An 18189-nucleotide genomic window follows, 5' to 3' on the forward strand; every position below is an offset into this window, starting at 1 on the left:
CATAGCCGATGCTCTGCTGCTTGCAGAACTGCATGGCTGACAAGCCGCTGTCTCGCTGTTGATCGACCAGGGCCTGCCATTGTTCGGGAGTGCGGCGTTTGCTCATGGGAGTAGTAACCTCGTATTGGAGAATTTGAGGCTACTGTAGGGCGCTATTCGCTGGAGTGGCAGGGTGTCTTAGAATGAACGCTTACTGCAGAACTGCATGGCTGACAAGCCGCTGTCTCGCTGTTGATCGACCAGGGCCTGCCATTGTTCGGGAGTGCGGCGTTTGCTCATGGGAGTAGTAACCTCGTATTGGAGAATTTGAGGCTACTGTAGGGCGCTATTCGCTGGAGTGGCAGGGTGTCTTAGAATGAACGCTTACTCACGTAAGCGTATTAGCCAAGGATAAGTGACGCTGATAGTCGGTTTTCCGATTTATAAAAAAATATCACCTCGTCTTTCTCGAAGCCCTGTCACGCCGCCATTCTTGCGTCTGAAAGAGGTGACTCGTAATACCTTCGGTAATACCGACAGGATCGCCCTCATTGTTGTCGCTGGATCCGAATTCAGCAGCCCTCAGGGTGTGTCACGCTATCCTTCGTGCCGAATACCGATACTCCAAACTTCCTGCAACCGCTCGACCGTGTGCCTCCACTTGGAGGAGCGTGGCTTGCATACGGTGTTCTGATTCCCGAAGAGTCCGACCTCCGAAAACGCATGATCCCGGCTTACCGTGTGCAGCCAGCGCACCGGCACCAGGTATTCTGCGGTATCGTCATCCGCTTGTGGATCCAGGTGGGGGTAAGGTTCGGACAGCGTCATCTGAATAAGTGTCTTGTGGCCATCGGACGTCTCAAACTCGTACTGGTCCGCACGACAGCGCTCCCCGGTGACGATCCCGACGCCAACGTAGCCGGTTTTAGGGATGTTGACCCATACCCGGTCCCCTTCCGAGAGCATGGCTAACGTCTTGGAGTACCAGGTCGCACCACCGCCTGCGATGAATCCAAGTCGCCGGGCATCTTCCCAGGGCCGGTCGTCACCGAAGGAGACGTAGAACTCCCCATTCCATGCCTCTTTGGGAGTGCGGCTGACCGCCCGCTCCTGGTTCTCCTCAGGGTCAATCATCCAGGCACGGCTGAGGTATTGATTGCCTTCATCCTCGAAGGCCGCAAAGAACAGAGCATTGATGGAGAGCTGTGCCACGTCATTGAGGTAGTTGATGATGCGCTCTGTGCTCGCATCGAGCTCCGTGGCGACGACCACCATCTGATGGCTTTCATTTACCGTGACACTGGCCAACGGTATGCCGAACTTGGCCTCGAAGGCATCGTCAATGGAGTCGTGCGGCTGGGCGTATTGTCGGGCAAACTCCCTGTAGATTTCAGAGATTCTGGAGTCCTCCAGAGTCATCACCCATGAGGCGTAATCGATCGCCTGGGCGACCACTTCCCGTGGGGTTTTGCCGCTTTTGAGCTCCACGATGATGATGGAGCCGTTAGCGTCCATTGCCAGCAGGTCAATGTACTTGTCGAAGTCGGTCCTGACCTGTCGGCCGATGAGGAGCCAGTCGGCACTGAGGATCGAAACATCCTTCATAACCATATCTTCCAGAAGAGACTCATCGGCCAGACCGGATGGTTTCAGTTTTCGAGGCTGGTCGCCGACCTTCCAAATGCCTTGTTCAATTGCCATAGCCGTAGAGCTCGTGTCTGTAACAAAATTGAATAAGCCAGAGCTTGATTACCCCGATTAGCGGGGCTACTATTCCCCATAACACGACCCCGGCCTCTTGGTTGTCCGCAACCTACGCTGGGGTTTTTTATTGCCTGCTCACCACCATGCCCTCCAATCCTCGGTAACGCCCATCCCGGATAGCGTAAGCTGTTTGGAGGAGTGCTGTTCCGGGAAGTTATCCAGATGGTCCGCCACACGCTGATGCCACTCCGTGTTAGGGCAGACAGCCTTCACCAACATCCTGGTAATGGCCAGTAGAAGAAATGGCTTGAAACGCGTTTCCTCATCCTCGATGAAAGCGTCACACCACCCCAGCACACCCGCTTGAGGCAGTTTCGGCTTGGACGTGATATTTCGGTTCCACAGGCGACTGTGGTGCGCAACCAGGTTCCTAAGGTAACTGAGACTGAATACCCAGCTATTGAACACTTTCCAGTCCGGCACGCCATAACGGTCAGCGATGGCTTGCTGGTCTCGCGGGTGCATCATGTTCAGGAGCTGGGAAATGGCGCCGAAATCCATCACTTCCACGGCGACCCAGATTGGCAGTTCATCGCCGTGCGTGCGGTGGTAATGTCGCACGAAGTCCTCTTTGGAGCGGGCCACGAGTCCTCTGTACTTGTTCAGCCAGGCATCGAATCGAGAAATGGGGTTGGACCGGCTGAAGGGCTTGGAAACAAATCGAGGGTGGAAGTGGGCTTTCGTGTTCTCGATATGGGCAAACGGACTGCGTCGCCCCAACAGGTAGGCGACGTCAACGCGCAGCGAGATCTCGATGCGCTCCAGAGCATCCGCCACGTACAGCCGTAATTGCTTGTCGAACAGGTACAGGCGCACCGCATCAACGAACTGCGTTCCGGGTTGAAATTCATCCAGCGCCCGGGTCGTCGGCTTGCCGGTCTTTGGATCCTCAATGACCTCAAAATGCCTGAATGGGTACCAGTAGGCACTAAGGCGGTAGTACCCGACACGCTCCAGGTAATCCAGAGCGGCAGGTTCATCGGTGACCACCATCCCTCGGGACTTCAGTAGCTCCAGCTGCTCTGCAAAGGACTTCCATGGTCTGTCGTAGGGCATCAGTTCAGGGCTCCTTCCACGACCGCTTCCGCCAATTGACAGCGGATTTCGCTGGTGCGGCTCAAGCGCTCCTTGAGTTGGTCGCAAAACGCCATAAGTTCATCAACTTTTCGAACAATTCGGTCCTGTTCTTGTTCAGGAGGGAGCGCAATCACGTATCCTCTCATGTCGCTGACGTTCACATGTTTCGCACCAATCCCTTTATGCATTGATAAAAGAGTTTCAAGGGCTAGCGGATTCGATAGAGTAATTCTCAAAAAATGTGGATTCGTATAAGTTGACGGGCGAAACAGCATGACTCTTTGCCCCAAGCAACACTCGAGTCCTTCAGGTATCACTACAGATTCGCCTACGCTCCCCTCACGAGCGAAAACAATATCGTTAGGCTCTGGCTTCAAACGATTATTTCGAGCCACAAACGTTTCATCAGAAACACACCTGACTTTCGAGGGTATGATTTTCCCAGCCTTGAAAGAATTCGTATCCAAGCACGTTTTCCCGGATTCGACAAATTTGGGAGTAGAGTGGGGACAATCAACTATATTGATGAAAACATCTTTCAGCCTAGCCCACTCCCAACCAGCAGGAAGCGTAAACAGTTTTTCGCCTTCAGAAATCGGAGCAAAATCTCTTTTCTTTTTCAGAGATCCTTCTTTTATCAGCCCCTTTTTCTCAGAAGAGATCTTCTCCAATAAACTTAAAGCAGAGTCGTCATCTGGGCTCTGTTCTACCAAACGCCCCATCACCGCCAGCTCCAGGATGGTCTGTTTGAGCTTGTCGATGCTCTGTTCGGTGGTAAACAGAGTATCGAAGTGGGCGGCGAGTCGTGCCCAGTTGTCGGCCAGTTCGGTTGCGTTTTCGGATTGGGTAAGGGTATTGAGCAGGGTGTCGACGAGGGTTTCGTGGGCCTCGAGCTGGTCACTGGTCTGCTGCTCCAGTCGGTCGCAGAGGGCCATGAGTTCATCGACTTTTTGGACGATGCGATGTTGTTCCTGTTCAGGGGGAAGCCCTAATACAGTCCCAATAATTTTCTCTCGGGAAATGTTCGGTTGAGCCCCGCCAGCTCCCATTTCAACAAATCTAGATCTATATGCTTTGAGCAGAAGAAGTAGAAATTTGTTGGATATGCCTGGCCATGGTGTGCATGCACAAACAGCTTGATTGGTGGTGCCTGGGACATTCAGTATTGAAGCTTTGCCAATGGTTGCGCCATACATGGCGATGAGCACATCGCCAGGGTTGTTCATGCGTACGGATGTTTCTTGTATCGCTAGGTCCGTGATGGTTTCTTCGGATGTATTGACGAAATCTTGGTAGAGCTCGCCCGATTTGAGCCAAGGGATCCCGCCGCCGTAGTAACTGGTATTCCCTCTCCTGGGTGTCGCTCCCGATCCCCAAACTCCAATATCGTTTAGCCTGCAATACTGCCAGTTCGCGGGAATGGGGAACGGGTATTCAGCGGCATTTATCGCCGGTAGCTCTTTTGGTTTTCTGATTGTCTTGGCTTTTACTTGCACCTGCTTTTCCTGTTCTATTTTGTCGAACAACACAGAGACAGGCTCATCATCAGAGTTTTGCTCAACAAGTTTCCCCCTAATCGCCAACTCCAGGATCAACTCTCGGAGTTTCTGAATACCAGTCAGCTCAACCTTGCCGTTCTTGCCTCGTCCGTTCGCCGCATGCGTGGTGGCACTCGTCCACAGGTCAAGATGTTCGGTAATCAGCTCCTGAGCGCTCATGCCTTATCCTCCTGAGAGCGGGAACTCAGCGCGTCATCGAGGATAGTCCGGATCTGGTCACGGATTTCCTGGATTTCCGTCTGTTGCTGTTCGTATTTGGCCAGCAGCTCATCCGGATCGTGGATTTCCTCTTCGTCCTGCCAGGGGTTCTTGATATCCAGGTTGTAGTCGCGTTCGCGGATCTCCTCGATGGAGACCTTCCAGGCCTGTTCCGTCTCCACGCGGCTGGCGAAGCCATCGCGCTCGCTGCCCCACCATTCGATCTCCGGCCCGAACTCCTCAAAACGCATGGGTTTGGTCTTGCTGTAGTTCTTGTAGCCCTCTGGGTAAGGGTGCTCATAGAACCACACGGTCTCGGTCGGCTGCCCTTTCGTGAAGAACAGCAGGTTGGTCTTGATGCCGGTGTAGGGGTTAAACACACCGTTGGGCAGGCGCACGATGGTGTGGAGGTTGCACTCGTTGAGCAGCTTTTCCTTGAGCCGGGTTTTCATACCCTCACCGAACAGAAAACCATCCGGCAGCACCACGGCGGCCCGGCCACCCTTTTTGAGCAGGTGAATGAACAGGGTCATGAACAGGTCGGCGGTTTCACGAGTCCGGAATGCCTGGGGGAAGTTGACTTCGATGCCGTCCTCCTCGGTACCGCCGAAGGGGGGATTGGCTACGATGACATCCACTCGGTCCCTGGGCCCCCAGTCCGTGAGCGGGCGCGCCAGGGTGTTGTCGTGGCGGATATTGTCGGGCACCTCGATGCCGTGCAGGATCATGTTGGTGGTCGCCAGCAGGTGCGGCAGGGGCTTCTTCTCTACGCCATGCACAGAGCGCTGCAGGACGCGCTCGTCGTCCGGCGTCTTCACGTAGTTCTGGCGCTTGTGCTCAATGGTTGAGGTGAGAAAGCCGCCGGTGCCACAGGCGGGATCCATCACGGTCTCGTTGAGCTGCGGATCAACGCGGTTGACCATAAACTCGGTGACGGCCCGGGGCGTGTAGAACTCGCCCGCATTGCCCGCACTCTGCAGGTCCTTGAGGATCTGTTCGTAGATGTCGCCAAGCTCGTGACGCTGGTCGGATCGGTTGAAGTCGATGCCTTCCTGCAGCTTGTTGATGACCTGCCGGATGAGGTGTCCGGACTTCATGTAGTTGTAGGCGTCCTCGAAGACGTTTCGGATCATGACCCCACGCAAGTCATCGCCTTCGGACTGGAGGTTCTGCAGGGTCGGGAACAGTTCGCTGTCGATGAACTGCTTGAGCTCCTCCCCGGTCATGCCCTCAGGGTCGGCCGCCCAGTTGCGCCAGCGCATGCGCTCCGGCAGGGGGGAGCGGTAGTCGTCATACAGGAATTCCCACTCGGCTTCCCGGTCGTCATAGATCTTCAGGAAAAGCATCCACACAAGCTGGCCGATGCGCTGCGCATCGCCGTCCACGCCGACGTCCTGGCGCATGGTGTCCTGAATACTCTTGATGGTCGTGCTGATAGCCATTAGGGGTGTGGTATCCGTTGTCGTTAGTCAAAAGGCGTTCACCCGGCATGCGCACGCATACCGGCCTATTGGATTCTCATCGGGTTATGACGGCTGCTGGTAGAGCTCGTCCTCGAGCTCGCGCACGGCCTCTCTGTAGCCCTGCTTGCCGCCAAAGGCGTTCGCCAATTCCATGGCCGAGCCCAGTTCGGTGAATGGCGCCAGGGTGAGCACCTTGGGGTCTTCAATGGGCTCGATGCCGACGTCTTTGTATTTCTCCAGCAGGCGCTCAAGAACATCCTGAGCCTGGTCGCCGTATCGCGTGAAGACGTTGCGCTTGCGCACCTGCTCCGCCCGCTCACGGCGTGTGAGCGCAGGCTGGTCGTAGACGATGTGGCAGATGACGTCGAAGGGATCCGGGTCGTCACCGAGCTTTTTGCCGACGTCCTTCATGAGGTCGTCCCAGAACACACCCACCTCCGCCAGCTCTTCGATAACACTCTGCTTGCGGTCGGCCTCATTCCAGCGTCGAACGAACTCGTCCATGGAGGCGAACTGTTCCTTGACCTTCTTGCGTGTGTAATCACGCAGGCTTTCGGTGATGAGCTTACCGTCCGGGCCCAGGTATTGGACACGTTCAGCGGCAACCGTAACCACCACATCGTCCACAATGTAGCGAGTCCGCTCCGGGGGCGGTTCAGGTTCACCACCTCCCGGCCCGTCAGGCCGCCAAGGCTGTTCCGGATCGGGACCGTATTCACCTGGCTCCTCGCCCTGTTCTGGCGTGGGCTTGGCTCCCGGGTCGTGTGGGTCATAGTCATCCCCGGGAACGGGGCTCTCGCCTGGCCCTGAGGGTTCATACACTTGCACCGGGTCACCGTCGAAGTCGGGGTCGGCGAACAGTTCCGTGGCTTTCTTGAAGTCGAGGATGGTGAACCAGTGCTTGTTGTAGTCCTCATCGATGCGCGTGCCACGGCCGATGATTTGCTTGAATTCGGTCATGGACTGGATGCGCTGGTCCAGCACGATGAGCTTGCAGGTCTTGGCGTCCACGCCGGTGGTCATGAGTTTACTGGTGGTGGCGATGACCGGGTAGGGCTCCTCTGGATTCGTGAAGTTGTCCAGCTCGGCCTTACCCTCCATGTTGTCGCCAGTGATGCGCATGACGTAGCGGCGGTTCTCGGCCGCGCGTTTGGGGTTGGCGTTGACCAGAGCCTGGCGCATGCGTTCGGCGTGGTCGATGTCTTCGCAGAACACGATGGTCTTTTGATACGGATTGGTCTGTTCCAGGAACTCAGTGACCTTCTTCGCCACCAGCTCTGTCCGCTTTTCCAGGATGAGGTCTTTGTCGAAGTCCTTCTGGTTGTAGATGCGATCCTCGATGAGGTTGCCGTGCTTGTCGGTCTGGCCCTTGTCCGGCCGCCAGCCTTGCAGGTCCCGGTCGAGGTCGATTCGAACCACCTTATAAGGCGCCAGGAAGCCATCCTCGATGCCTTGTTTCAGCGAGTAGGTGTAGAGCGGATCCCCGAAGTAGTTGATGTTGGAGACATCCTTCGTCTCTTTGGGGGTGGCTGTGAGGCCAATGTGCGTGGCGGACGAGAAATACTCGAGGATGGCCCGCCATGAGGAGTCCTCAGAGGCGCTGCTGCGGTGGCACTCGTCAATCACGACGAGGTCAAAGAAATCCGGGGAGAACTCCTTGTAGATGTTCTTGTCCTCCTCGACACCCGTCACGGCCTGATAGAGCGAAAGGTAGATCTCGAAGGATTTGTCGATGGTGCGGTTGCCGACCTTGGTCATAGCCTGCCCAAAGGGCTTGAACGCGCCGTTTTTCGCCTGATCCACCAGCACGTTGCGGTCCGCCAGGAATAGGATTCGTTTCTTCTGACCGGCTTTCCAGAGACGCCAGATAATCTGGAAGGCGGTGTAGGTCTTGCCGGTGCCGGTGGCCATGACGAGCAGGATTCGGTTCTGACCGCGCGCTATGGCCTCCACAGTGCGATTGATGGCCACCATCTGATAGTAACGTGGGGTCATCCCCCGCCCGTCATCATAATAGGGCTGTTCGGCGATGGTGCGCGCTGTGGATTCCAGCCCCTTCCACTGGCAGTAGCGTTGCCAGAGCCAGTCGGGCGATGGGAAATCGTCCAGCGTAATGGTGGCTTCGGTGTGGTCGCCCAGGCCGGTGTTGTCGTGGAAGAGGAAACCGTCCCCGTTGCTGCTGAAGGCGAACGGGACGTCGAGCGCTTCAGCGTAGGCCAGTGCCTGCTGCATGCCGTCACCGAGGCTGTGCTTGTTGTCCTTCGCCTCGATAACCGCGATGGGTTGGTTCTTCTGATAATTCAGGACGTAATCCGCGCGGCGAGGCCTGGCTCGGGAGTGCATGCGGCCACGCACAATGACCCGGCCATCGGTCAGCGGAAACTCCTCGCGCACCTGGCTCTTGATGTTCCAGCCTGCCTGTTCAATGGCGGGCGTGATGAACTTCGTGCAGATGTCGCGTTCGCTGAGCGTCTTCTTATCCATTGAGACAGCACCGACGGTTACTTGCTCCACTGATCTGTGGCTGGGCACATAGGCCTCAACCGCACCCGAAGTGCAGGGTAGTTCATGCAGGAAAGGGACGGAAGGAATGAGCCTTGATGGGCCATGCCTGGATCTATCTAATGCAAAGCCAACACAACCCGTCTCTGGTAGTCCGTGCTGAACTGAATCCATGCAACGCATCAAAGCCCACCTAATAATGAGCAGACAGAGCAAAGGTGAGGTCGACCGCATCCAAACGCACATGGATAACCTCACCCAAGGCACTCCGTGCACGTCCCTCGTGAGCTGAGCCGAAAATTTCAGCGCCTCTTCATCTCTTCGGACCGCCTCTTATGGAAACCTTAGCATTTCCTTATCGTTTCCTTCGTCTTTCTTATCGTTCACCGGCGGGCCCTTGCTGCAACCTCAGGGGTAATTGACCTGTGCCAACCTTGAGATTCAACCGCCCTCAAAAGCGCTATGCGCCGTTTCTGGCAGTCATCGGATGTCCCGTCCGGCATCGGTGCGCGGTCTCTTTTTAGCCTCTGAGGCGTTTTCTGACCCTTAACTTTTATTAGCTTTCGGCGACTATCCCTTCAGGGTGGACTGCCCCCAGCACTGCCTTAAAAGACTGACAAAGCCTCAGACGAACGCTCGTGAGTCTCGCTGGGCTCATACTCTGATGATGCCCCCTCACGGGCTGAACACATGGTACTAATAAGTGCCCGCCCTTTTACGCCTCGGGCCCTGCCCTGAAAACTCTATAAGTCGTTGATTGTTCGTTGGCCGAGGGCGCCATTTTACCCCTCGGAATCCGGGCGAGGGTGTCTTTTTACCCCTCGTAAAAGAGGGCGAGGGGTCCCTTTTACGCCTCGAAATTATTTGTGTGCCACCCCTTCCAGTCGTCTGTAGGCTGCTTTCCGTTGGGCGACGGAAAAAACGTCAAACGCCATTCCCTGGCCTTGCGTTCATTCCTCGGGTACACCATGGCGAGATCTATGAATCCGGCATCCTGTAGCTCATCAAACGCCGCTGACGCCGTCTTCTCCCTCACCCGACACTCTTCCGCCGCCTGGCGAACGCTGTATGCTATGCGGCCGTTGCGGCTGTGAGGATCACACTTCACTGTTAGCCTGAACAGCAGTAATTGAGCAACCTTCGATAGCGCTTTGCTCTCCGGCGAATCCAGTACTTCAGGGTACGCCTGAACATACCTACCGCCGCGTAACCTCGGAATCTTCCCGCTCATCGCTCACCCCGTGCATCCTTGCGACTCATTCCGGGTTTGCTGTCGAGTCCGCGTACTCCGTCTTCGCTCACCTCGGCAACCACGCGTGTGTCCGGTTCGCCAGGCCGTGCCAGCTCGATGACATAAACGCTGCCGGTTTCGCGGTGACGGTCGATTGCCCACGCCAGACACTGGGGCCACGACCCTGTAAAGCGATCCCCGCCCCGCTTCTTGTAGCTCGTCATATTGACCGCGATGAACACCCGCATCATGCACCCCCGAGCGTTGAGCTGTTGGCGAGGAGCTGGCGGGCATAACGCCGCGATGAAGCCTGGAGTCGGTAACGGCCGGGACGGCATGGCCGCCCGTCGCGATCCAACGACTCGACGCGCTCACAGGAGATCTGAAGCTCGAGCGCTCGGAGCTGATAGATACAATGCGGCCCATTACTAGTCCCTGCTATTCGGTCAACGCTTTCGCGCATAACTGGCCCATCCAATAGCGCGGCAAGCAGGCGCTGGTAGCGTGGCGCTAGCTTTCGACTCAGATCACGGGTTACGCTGTCATTGCTGGTGTCGTTGGCCCCCTGCATGCCCTGGCCGGTGGCGGGGGCTGGCGCTCCTTTGCTCATGTCGCATTGCCCCCTGCCCGCTCATCAATCCAGCGTTGTATGTCCGATTCACGCCAGGCCACGGCCCTTGAGCCTGTGAGGCTTACAGGACGCGGGAATTGGCCCCGCTTCATTGCAAGGTAAATGGATGACCGAGACATGGCCGTCCGGCGCATTACTTCGGGTAAGCGGTTCAGCGTTTCAGGCTGGTTTTTGACTTCGTTCGGGTTTGGATTAGCCACTATTGCACCTCTATGTTCTTTCGTGGACACAGGTGCAATTAGACAGGGGCATCTATCCAAATAGTCCCAATTGGGGCGAGCGCTATCCCAATTGGGATTTGATTGCTTTCAGGACTTTGGCAATGGTTTCCTCAGATTCCGGCACCTGGAGGCGATGCCAGGCAGCCTTTTCCTGAATGGTCCTAGCCGCCGGGTAATTCTGGCTTGTATCAATGCCCGCTTCCGCCAGCAGTGCGCGGATCAATTGCAGGTGGGTTGTTTCTTTCCGTGGATCGAGCTGTTCCGTATTGTCTCTGCTACTGTGCGCGCTGTTTTCAGAGGGTTTGCACGCTGGTTCTTCCTCTTGGTTATCAAGGCCGTCAGGAATGGCGTAGCCCTTTTTTGATAAAAAATTCAGTAGCTCATTCTGATTGACGATCCCCTCGCCATAATTATCTTCCGGATTCGTACCATTAACCCCAGTCACGTAAAGACCTTGGTATATCCAGTGTAGGATGAGTTTTCGCACGAATTGGCTTTTCAAGTGGCCTTTGTCTTCAAGTGATGCCATTCGACCACGTACGGAGCTGCTGAGGAGGTTGCGTTGGATGTACTCTGCTGCTGGATACGGATGCCCATTCACTCCATGGAGAAGGATGCGATGTTCCAAGTCAGGAAGCGTGATTTCGTGACTGTTTCGAGGTGAGTTGGTGTCTCGCATTACTACGCCCCCTCAGCACCCCTAGTTGAAGTAGGAGGCCGCATCAGGCGAGCAGGGTGTTACCGCTATTCGCCAGGCCAAGGCTAGATGCGACCATACTCGTTACCCGCAGGCAGCCCAATCGAGACTACATTGCTGCCACCGGCCTTCAGTTGATCCAGGTAATCCGCCCACTGCTGCATCATGCGAGTACGCTCATCGAGCCACTGAGTGCGGTTGTAGGCGCGTCCGTGGGTGTCCGCCACTCGGTGGCCCAGCTGCATCTCGACAAGCTCCACGGGGAAGCCCAGACGCTCTACAAGCATCGTGCGGGCGACGGCGCGGAAACCGTGGGCCGTCTGCCGATCCTTCATGCCCAGGTTGCGCAGCGCAGCGCTCAATGCGTTATCGCTCATGGGCCGGGCAGCGCTTCGGGCACCAGGGAAAACGAACCGGCTTCGGTGCTGACTCAATGGCTCCATGCGCTGCAAAGCGGCCAGGGCTTGATCCGACAATGGCACCACCAGCGGATCGCCGTTTTTCGTTATCGCCAGCTCGATGCGCCGGGCCTCGATGTCCACCTGTTCCCATTCCAGCGCCCTCAGATTGCCGGGGCGCAGCAGTAGAAGTGGCAGCAGCTCCAGGGCCGTCACCGTCTCCGGGGCACCCCGGTATCCGTCGATAGCGTTAAGAACCGGCACCAGGTCATCCGGTGTCGTCTGGGCAGCGAAGTGTTTTTGCCGGATCGGCGCGAGTGCTCCCTTGAGGTCAGCAGTGATGTCGCGGGTGGCAACGCCTCGGGCAACGCCATACCGCATGATTTGCCCAATAAGCGTTTTCACCCGATGAGCAGTGTCCACGTGGCCCTGGCGTTCAATGCGGCGCAGCACCTCCAGAATCTCCGGGGGCTGGATGTCAGCGATGGGACGTACCCCAATGTGGGGGTACACCATACGTTCGAGGCGGCGCTTGTTGCGGTTGAACGTGGACGCGCCCACCGACTCAGAGTGCACCTGCTCAAGCCATTCATCCGCGAGGGTCTGAAACGAGTTGTCGAGCTTCACGCGCCGTTGCTGTTGGCGCTCGCGCCGGGCCTGCACCGGGTCAATGCCCTGGCTTACCAGTTGCCGGGCACGGTCGCGCTCATCGCGGGCCTGTTTTAGGGGTACTTCGGGGTACACGCCAATTGCCAGCAGCCGCTCCCTACCCCCAAGCCGGTACTTCATCCGCCAGTAGCGCCCGCTCTTCTGGACATGCAGATACAGCCCGCCGCCGTCGAACAGCTTGGTATTGCCGTGGGTCTCGTAGAACGCCTTTTTCAGCGTGGAATCAGTCAGCCGATTCAGTTGTCTCGCCATGTTCGGAGCCTCGAGGTAGCAGATACCCCCGCATGCTTCGGTATACCCCAAAATGTACCCCAATTCTGCTGCACTGCCAAACAGGTTCAAGGGTGTCCAAGGGGTGCCTTACACGGGCCTAAACTCGGGTATTTTCAAGAGGTTATGGCGTTTTTCGGAATTGCAGGGAAGGGATAATGGTGGGTGGTGCTGGGATCGAACCAGCGACCCTCGGCTTGTAAGGCCGATGCTCTCCCTAACTGAGCTAACCACCCGAAAGATGGCGGAGCGGACGGGACTCGAACCCGCGACCTCCGGCGTGACAGGCCGGCATTCTAACCATCTGAACTACCGCTCCGAAACCGCTCTGCAGGGCTTTCCCTGCCGAACGAGATGCGCATTTTAAGCATTTCAGTAAAGCTGTCAAACCCCTTTCCGCGATTTTTTTTCAGGAATCCCCGGACTCCCGGCCGTCACCGCCCTCGATCACTTCCAGCGAGGGGCCACGCTGCCGGCGTTCGTTGAGCAGCGCTTCCACGTGCTTGCGCCGGGATCTGGGCACGGCCCGCTTTGCAAGCGTGCGGTTAAGCGCGTCCAGGCGGCGGGTAACCAGACCGGTGAGCGATTCCAGGTATTCGCTCTGCCAGGCTCCCCAGCGATCCAGCCGGCGGCGCAGCCGTTCTCCCGATCTCTGTCCACGGGCCATCTCAGGAGCCTCCTTCATTCTGGCTCTCCGACAGCCGGTCCACGCGCTCCTGCAGCTGCACAAAGCGCTGGGTCAGCTGGGCACGCGAACTGTCGATCGAATCCACCACGGACTCCAGTTCCGTCAGCTGCTCCTTCAGGGCGCTGACCTCGCCGCTTCCGGAAACTTCCTCTTCCAGTCCGGCCACGCTGCTTTCCAGCCCATCCAGTCGGGCCCGCAGTTCCTCCAGCGCCAACCTGCGGCCCTGTTGCAGCGACTGAATACGGCTGTCCAGGTCATCACGTACACCCTGAACCTGCTCTTCCACAGAGGCACGCAGCTCCCCGGCATCCGGCATGCCCTCGATGGACCCCGCCAGCTCATCAAGCCGACCCGCCTGGCTCTGCTGCCCGGCCCCAAGCTCCTCCACACGGGATTCGAGCGTGCCTGTCTGTTCCTCCAGCTTCTCGATGCGGGGCCGGTTGGTCTGGTGAGCTACGACCCAGAGCTTGCGCATCTCGTCGTCAAGCATCTCGAGCTGCTCGGAGATGGCCTGACCGGTCTCCTCGCGCTCCTCATCCACCACCCCGAGCTCCATCTGGTTGGTCCGGACATCGCTTTTCACCGTTGCCAGCCGGCTCTCAAGAGCGGCGATCCGCTGCGCCTGTTCCCATGCCAGCCAGCCCCCAGCACCTGCGCAGACCACAACGAGCACGAGCAGCAGCCATAGCGGGCGCATTCCGGGAGGCCCGGAACCACCACCGGCCTCCCCGGATCTGCCGCCTTTTCCGGAAGCGCCTCCATTTCCACGCTCAGCCAGTTGATCCTCGTCCGGTCTCAGTGACTCCATGCTGCTCTCCCAGCGTCGACAGGTGCTGCCTTTGATCGGGTTCAAGGCATGGTACCCCCGGTGCGGCACTGCGCAAAGCCCGGGCACTGGTTAGCATTTGCACTGCCCCGCCTGCGGGCATAGAATATCGCGCTTTCCCGCTGGACAGTGATGTGGAGTCACCCATGGCGCAACAGGCTCAGGTCGGACTCATCATGGGCTCAAAATCGGACTGGCCGACCATGGAGCACGCGGCCAGCGTGATGGACGAGCTCGGCGTTGCCTATGAACGCCGTGTCGTATCAGCCCACCGCACCCCGGATCTGCTCAGTGACTACGCCCGGGAGGCAAGGGACCGGGGACTGCAGGTCATCATCGCGGGCGCCGGCGGCGCCGCACACCTGCCGGGCATGGTTGCAGCCCACACCACACTGCCTGTTCTGGGTGTCCCTGTTGAGTCGCGTGCACTGAGCGGCCTGGACTCCCTGTACTCCATTGTGCAGATGCCTGGCGGTGTACCCGTGGGCACCCTCGCCATCGGCAAGGCCGGGGCCCGCAACGCCGGCCTCATGGCCGCACAGATCCTGTCCCTTTCCGATGCTGGCGTGGCGCAGGCGCTGAAGGCCTTCCGCGAGAAGCAGACGCAGGCTGTGCTCAACAGCCCGGACCCGGCAGCGGACTGAACCAAAACGAACACGGCAGGAGGGCACGATGAGAATCGGCATTCTCGGCGCGGGCCAGCTTGGCCGCATGCTGACACTGGATGGCATGCGCCTGGGGCATGAATTCAGCCTCTATGACCCGGCGGGCAAAGCCTCCGCGGGCGTCGGCACCATCTACAACGACCCCGACGGCCAGCACCTCGCAACCTTCCTCAACGAGACGGACGTGGTGACCTACGAGTTCGAGCACCTGCCGCTTGATCTGGTGAACCGCATTGCCACTGAAAAGCCCGTCCATCCAGTCCCCAGGGCCCTCCAGTGCTGCCAGAACCGCACTCTCGAGAAGGCCCTGTTCCGGGATCTGGGCATCAACACAGCACCTTTCGAGGTAGTGGAGTCAGCGGAGGCACTGCAGGCCGCAACACAGCGCTTGGGGGGCCGTGTTGTGGCCAAGTCCGCCACCGACGGCTACGACGGTAAGGGACAGGCGGTGCTCGATACCCCTGAACAGGCCCCGCAGGCCTGGCCCCGTCTCGGCTGTGACACAGCCATTGCCGAATCCTTTGTGCCTTTCAGGCGGGAGCTGTCCATTGTGGCCGCTCGCGGCCAGGACGGCGAAATGGCCTTCTATCCACTGGCCGAGAATATCCACCACCAGGGCATCCTGCGCTTCTCCATTGCACCGGCACCGCACGTCACGCCGGAGCTCGAGGACCAGGCCCAGCGCATGATCCGCACATTGATGAACGAGCTGGGCTATGTGGGCGTGCTGGCACTGGAAATGTTTGAAACGGAGGAAGGCCTGGTCGCCAACGAGATGGCCCCCCGTGTACACAACTCCGGTCACTGGAGCCAGAACGGCGCAGTCACCAGCCAGTTCGAGAACCATATCCGGGCCGTCTCGGGGCTGCCCCTGGGCGAAACGGCAGCCTTACAGCCCACCTGCATGATCAACCTGATCGGCGAAACAGGACCGGTGGCGGAGATCCTCAGGCTGCCCTACACCCACCTGCACCTCTATGGAAAGGCCGGGCGGTCGGGGCGCAAGGTGGGCCACATCAACATCCTTGCGGATTCACTGGAGGAGCTGCGCTGGCGCGCCATGAACACCGCAAGCCTGCTGCCGGAGTGTCCGGAGTTCGACTGGCGACCCTGATGGGTGGCCTACTCCCTGCGCTGATTTTCAGCTTTTCACACAGACCTGCTACGCTTGTGCAGAGCCGGGGTTTCCCGGAGGGAGTGACAAGGAATCCGGACTGATCCATGAGGACACTTTTCCAGCCCGAACGCCGTCTCGGCTACCGTATCCTGCGCTGGGTACTGATCACGGCGTTCACTGTCGGCCTGATGATCGGCAGCATCCAGATCTTCATCGATTTCCGAACCGTTTCAAACGAGCTCGATGAACGTTCCCAGCAGACGCTCGCCCTGGTCCGGGAGGCTGCGACCCAGGCCGTCTACAGCATTGACGAGGACCTTGCGGAACAGGTGATTGATGGCCTGTTCGAGCAGCACTCCATCCGCGGTGGCGAGATCGTCCATCCCGATGGCATGCCCCTGGCACGGGACGACCGTTCGCTCACGGACAGCCCCTACCGCTCCCTCACTGACGTGATCTTCGGGCAACAGCGCACCTACAGTGTGGACCTGGTGCGCACCCAGGGTGACGAAAGGGTCAAGTACGGCGAGCTGATCATCGAGGTGGACACCGCACCCCAGGCCACGCTCTGGCTTGAGCGCGCTTCTCTCATCCTGCTTTCCGGTATCGCCCGCGCCCTGATCCTCGGCCTGGTGCTCTACGTGGTCTACCACCTGCTGGTGACACGCCCACTGTTCCGCATTGCCGAGGATCTCTCGAGTGTTGATCCCGCCGACCCCGGCCAGCATCTTCTCCGGACCCCCAAGGGCCACGACCGCGACGAGCTCGACACCTGGGTCAAGGCCACCAACGAGCTTCTCACCGCCATCTCCGAGACCCAGCAGAAACACCAGGATGCCCAGGACCGCATCACCCGCCTGTCACGCTATGATGCGCTCACAGGCCTTCCCAACCGGGATATGTTCCTGAGTCTGCTCAACGGTGCCCTGGAGAACGCACGCCGCCAGCGTGGCATGGTGGCGATCTTCTGCCTCGGACTGGACGACTTCAAGACACTCAATGAGCAGTACGGCTTCTCCAGCGGTGACCAGCTGCTGCAGGTGATCGCCGAGAGGATTACGAACAACAGCCAGGACAATCTGGTCAACGGCGGGCGACTCGGTGCGGACCAGTTCGCGGTCATCCAGGGCGGCATCCGGGAAACCTACCAGGCAGCCGCCATGGCCGAATGGCTTCTACACGAGCTCAGCCGCCCGGTCACCGTCAGTGGCAAGGAAATCAGCGTCACCGCCACCATCGGCGTCGCGGTCTATCCGGACGATGCCCTGCAGTCCGACCGCCTTCTCCAGAAAGCCGAACAGTCCATGACTCTCGCCAAATCCGAGGGCCGCAACCGGTTCCAGTTCTACGTGGCCAGCGTCGATCAGGCCATCCGCGAGCGCAAACACCTGGAGAGGGATCTGGACATGGCCCTGGCCCAGCGTCAGTTCCATCTGGTGTACCAGCCCCAGGTGGATATGGACACCCGCCGCGTTCTGGGCGCCGAAGCCCTGCTGCGCTGGCACCACCCCGAGCGGGGTTTCATTCCGCCGGATGAGTTCATTCCGCTGGCGGAACTCAATCTGTCCATCATTGAGATCGGTTACTGGGTGCTGGACGAGGCCTGCCGTCAGGCCCGGGAATGGATGGATCAGGGTCTGGCCCTGCGGATGTCGGTCAATCTCTCTCCGGTGCAGCTGCGCCAGAACAACATCGTGGACGTGATCCTCGGCATCCTGCGCCAGCACGACCTGCCGCCCTCCCGCCTGGAACTGGAGGTCACAGAAACCAGTTTCATGCAGAACCTGGATGATGCCATCGGCAAGCTCTCACGCCTGAGGGACGAAGGCATCCGCGTGGCGGTGGACGACTTCGGCACCGGCTATTCCTCGCTGACCTACCTCAAGCGGCTGCCGGTACACCACCTGAAAATCGACAAACAGTTCATCCGGGATCTTCTCGCCAATGAGGAGGATACCCAGATCGCCAACACCATCATTGATCTTGGCCGCAGCCTCAGCCTCGATGTGATCGCCGAGGGCGTGGAGACCGAGGAACAGAGCGTCTACCTGGTGAACCGCGGCTGCGTCATGGCCCAGGGCTACTACTTCAGCAAGCCGGTGGATGTGGAACAGTTCCAGGCCTTCATCGATACATTCGAAACAACCCCGTAACATCGGACCCGCGCCCGAAACCACCTGTTACAACCGGTTGCACTCCGGGGTGATCCACCCCGGTTGAGTTACACCAGTCGT

The 18189-nt window shown here is 58.6% G+C and carries 17 protein-coding genes and 2 tRNA genes; 3 read left to right on the forward strand and 16 right to left on the reverse strand.

Features of this window, described 5'->3' with window-relative positions; translation table 11 throughout:
• The 16 genes from tnpA (CK501_RS17260) to CK501_RS13140 all read right to left on the reverse strand — a co-directional run.
• Positions 1 to 106 (reverse strand): IS66 family insertion sequence element accessory protein TnpA (gene tnpA / locus CK501_RS17260; RefSeq protein WP_408607574.1); only part of this gene is annotated, 106 nt, incomplete at its 3' end.
• Positions 107 to 177: 71 nt separating this feature from the next.
• Complete coding sequence (tnpA, locus tag CK501_RS17265) at positions 178 to 279, reverse strand: IS66 family insertion sequence element accessory protein TnpA (protein WP_408607573.1); 102 nt, start codon at positions 277 to 279, stop codon at positions 178 to 180.
• 297 nt (positions 280 to 576) lie between these two features.
• The gene (locus CK501_RS13075) at positions 577 to 1680 is read right to left on the reverse strand and encodes a PDDEXK family nuclease (protein WP_095618194.1); all 1104 of its coding nucleotides are present in this window, start codon (positions 1678 to 1680) and stop codon (positions 577 to 579) included.
• A gap of 138 nt (positions 1681 to 1818) precedes the next feature.
• Positions 1819 to 2799 carry an Abi family protein gene (locus CK501_RS13080; protein ID WP_198949519.1) on the reverse strand — a complete coding sequence of 327 codons (981 nt, stop codon included), beginning with the start codon at positions 2797 to 2799 and terminating at the stop codon, positions 1819 to 1821.
• Positions 2799 to 4538 carry a restriction endonuclease subunit S gene (locus tag CK501_RS13085; RefSeq protein WP_095618195.1) on the reverse strand — a complete coding sequence of 580 codons (1740 nt, stop codon included), beginning with the start codon at positions 4536 to 4538 and terminating at the stop codon, positions 2799 to 2801. Before CK501_RS13085 ends, CK501_RS13080 begins: the two co-directional genes overlap by 1 nt.
• Complete coding sequence (locus CK501_RS13090; protein WP_095618196.1) at positions 4535 to 6019, reverse strand: type I restriction-modification system subunit M; 1485 nt, start codon at positions 6017 to 6019, stop codon at positions 4535 to 4537. The genes CK501_RS13085 and CK501_RS13090 overlap by 4 nt, the downstream gene beginning before the upstream one ends.
• 84 nt (positions 6020 to 6103) lie before the next feature.
• Complete coding sequence (gene hsdR, locus CK501_RS13095; protein WP_095618197.1) at positions 6104 to 8524, reverse strand: EcoAI/FtnUII family type I restriction enzme subunit R; 2421 nt, start codon at positions 8522 to 8524, stop codon at positions 6104 to 6106.
• Positions 8525 to 9389: 865 nt separating this feature from the next.
• On the reverse strand, positions 9390 to 9773 hold the full coding sequence (locus tag CK501_RS13100; protein WP_095618198.1) for a hypothetical protein: 384 nt from the start codon (positions 9771 to 9773) through the stop codon (positions 9390 to 9392).
• Positions 9770 to 10024 carry a hypothetical protein gene (locus CK501_RS13105; protein ID WP_143421436.1) on the reverse strand — a complete coding sequence of 85 codons (255 nt, stop codon included), beginning with the start codon at positions 10022 to 10024 and terminating at the stop codon, positions 9770 to 9772. Before CK501_RS13105 ends, CK501_RS13100 begins: the two co-directional genes overlap by 4 nt.
• A 355-nt stretch (positions 10025 to 10379) precedes the next feature.
• A complete protein-coding gene (locus CK501_RS17105; protein ID WP_332888983.1) occupies positions 10380 to 10634 on the reverse strand; it encodes an AlpA family transcriptional regulator in 255 nt (84 codons plus the stop codon).
• Between the two features lie 52 nt (positions 10635 to 10686).
• Entirely contained in the window at positions 10687 to 11304 is a 618-nt protein-coding gene (locus CK501_RS13115) for a hypothetical protein (protein WP_143421437.1), read from the reverse strand.
• Between the two features lie 83 nt (positions 11305 to 11387).
• Positions 11388 to 12641, reverse strand: a complete 1254-nt coding sequence (locus tag CK501_RS13120) for a tyrosine-type recombinase/integrase (protein WP_095618342.1) — start codon at positions 12639 to 12641, stop codon at positions 11388 to 11390.
• 177 nt (positions 12642 to 12818) lie between these two features.
• Positions 12819 to 12895 (reverse strand) — tRNA-Val (locus CK501_RS13125).
• Between the two features lie 6 nt (positions 12896 to 12901).
• A tRNA-Asp gene (locus CK501_RS13130) sits at positions 12902 to 12978 on the reverse strand.
• Between the two features lie 90 nt (positions 12979 to 13068).
• The gene (locus tag CK501_RS13135; RefSeq protein ID WP_095618202.1) at positions 13069 to 13326 is read right to left on the reverse strand and encodes a hypothetical protein; all 258 of its coding nucleotides are present in this window, start codon (positions 13324 to 13326) and stop codon (positions 13069 to 13071) included.
• A gap of 1 nt (position 13327) precedes the next feature.
• Complete coding sequence (locus CK501_RS13140) at positions 13328 to 14155, reverse strand: hypothetical protein (protein ID WP_143421438.1); 828 nt, start codon at positions 14153 to 14155, stop codon at positions 13328 to 13330.
• Positions 14156 to 14319: 164 nt separating this feature from the next.
• On the opposite strand from CK501_RS13140, the gene purE reads away from it, so the two are divergent.
• The 3 genes from purE to CK501_RS13155 all read left to right on the forward strand — a co-directional run bounded on the left by purE (position 14320) and on the right by CK501_RS13155 (position 18108).
• Positions 14320 to 14817, forward strand: a complete 498-nt coding sequence (gene purE, locus CK501_RS13145) for a 5-(carboxyamino)imidazole ribonucleotide mutase (protein ID WP_095618204.1) — start codon at positions 14320 to 14322, stop codon at positions 14815 to 14817.
• 28 nt (positions 14818 to 14845) lie between these two features.
• On the forward strand, positions 14846 to 15952 hold the full coding sequence (locus tag CK501_RS13150) for a 5-(carboxyamino)imidazole ribonucleotide synthase (RefSeq protein ID WP_095618205.1): 1107 nt from the start codon (positions 14846 to 14848) through the stop codon (positions 15950 to 15952).
• Positions 15953 to 16059: 107 nt separating this feature from the next.
• Positions 16060 to 18108: a putative bifunctional diguanylate cyclase/phosphodiesterase gene (locus CK501_RS13155; RefSeq protein WP_095618206.1), complete on the forward strand. Its 2049-nt coding sequence runs from the start codon at positions 16060 to 16062 to the stop codon at positions 18106 to 18108.
• Positions 18109 to 18189: the final 81 nt, after the last annotated feature.

Source organism: Halovibrio salipaludis (genome assembly GCF_002286965.1).
Lineage (GTDB): Bacteria > Pseudomonadota > Gammaproteobacteria > Pseudomonadales > Oleiphilaceae > Halospina > Halospina salipaludis.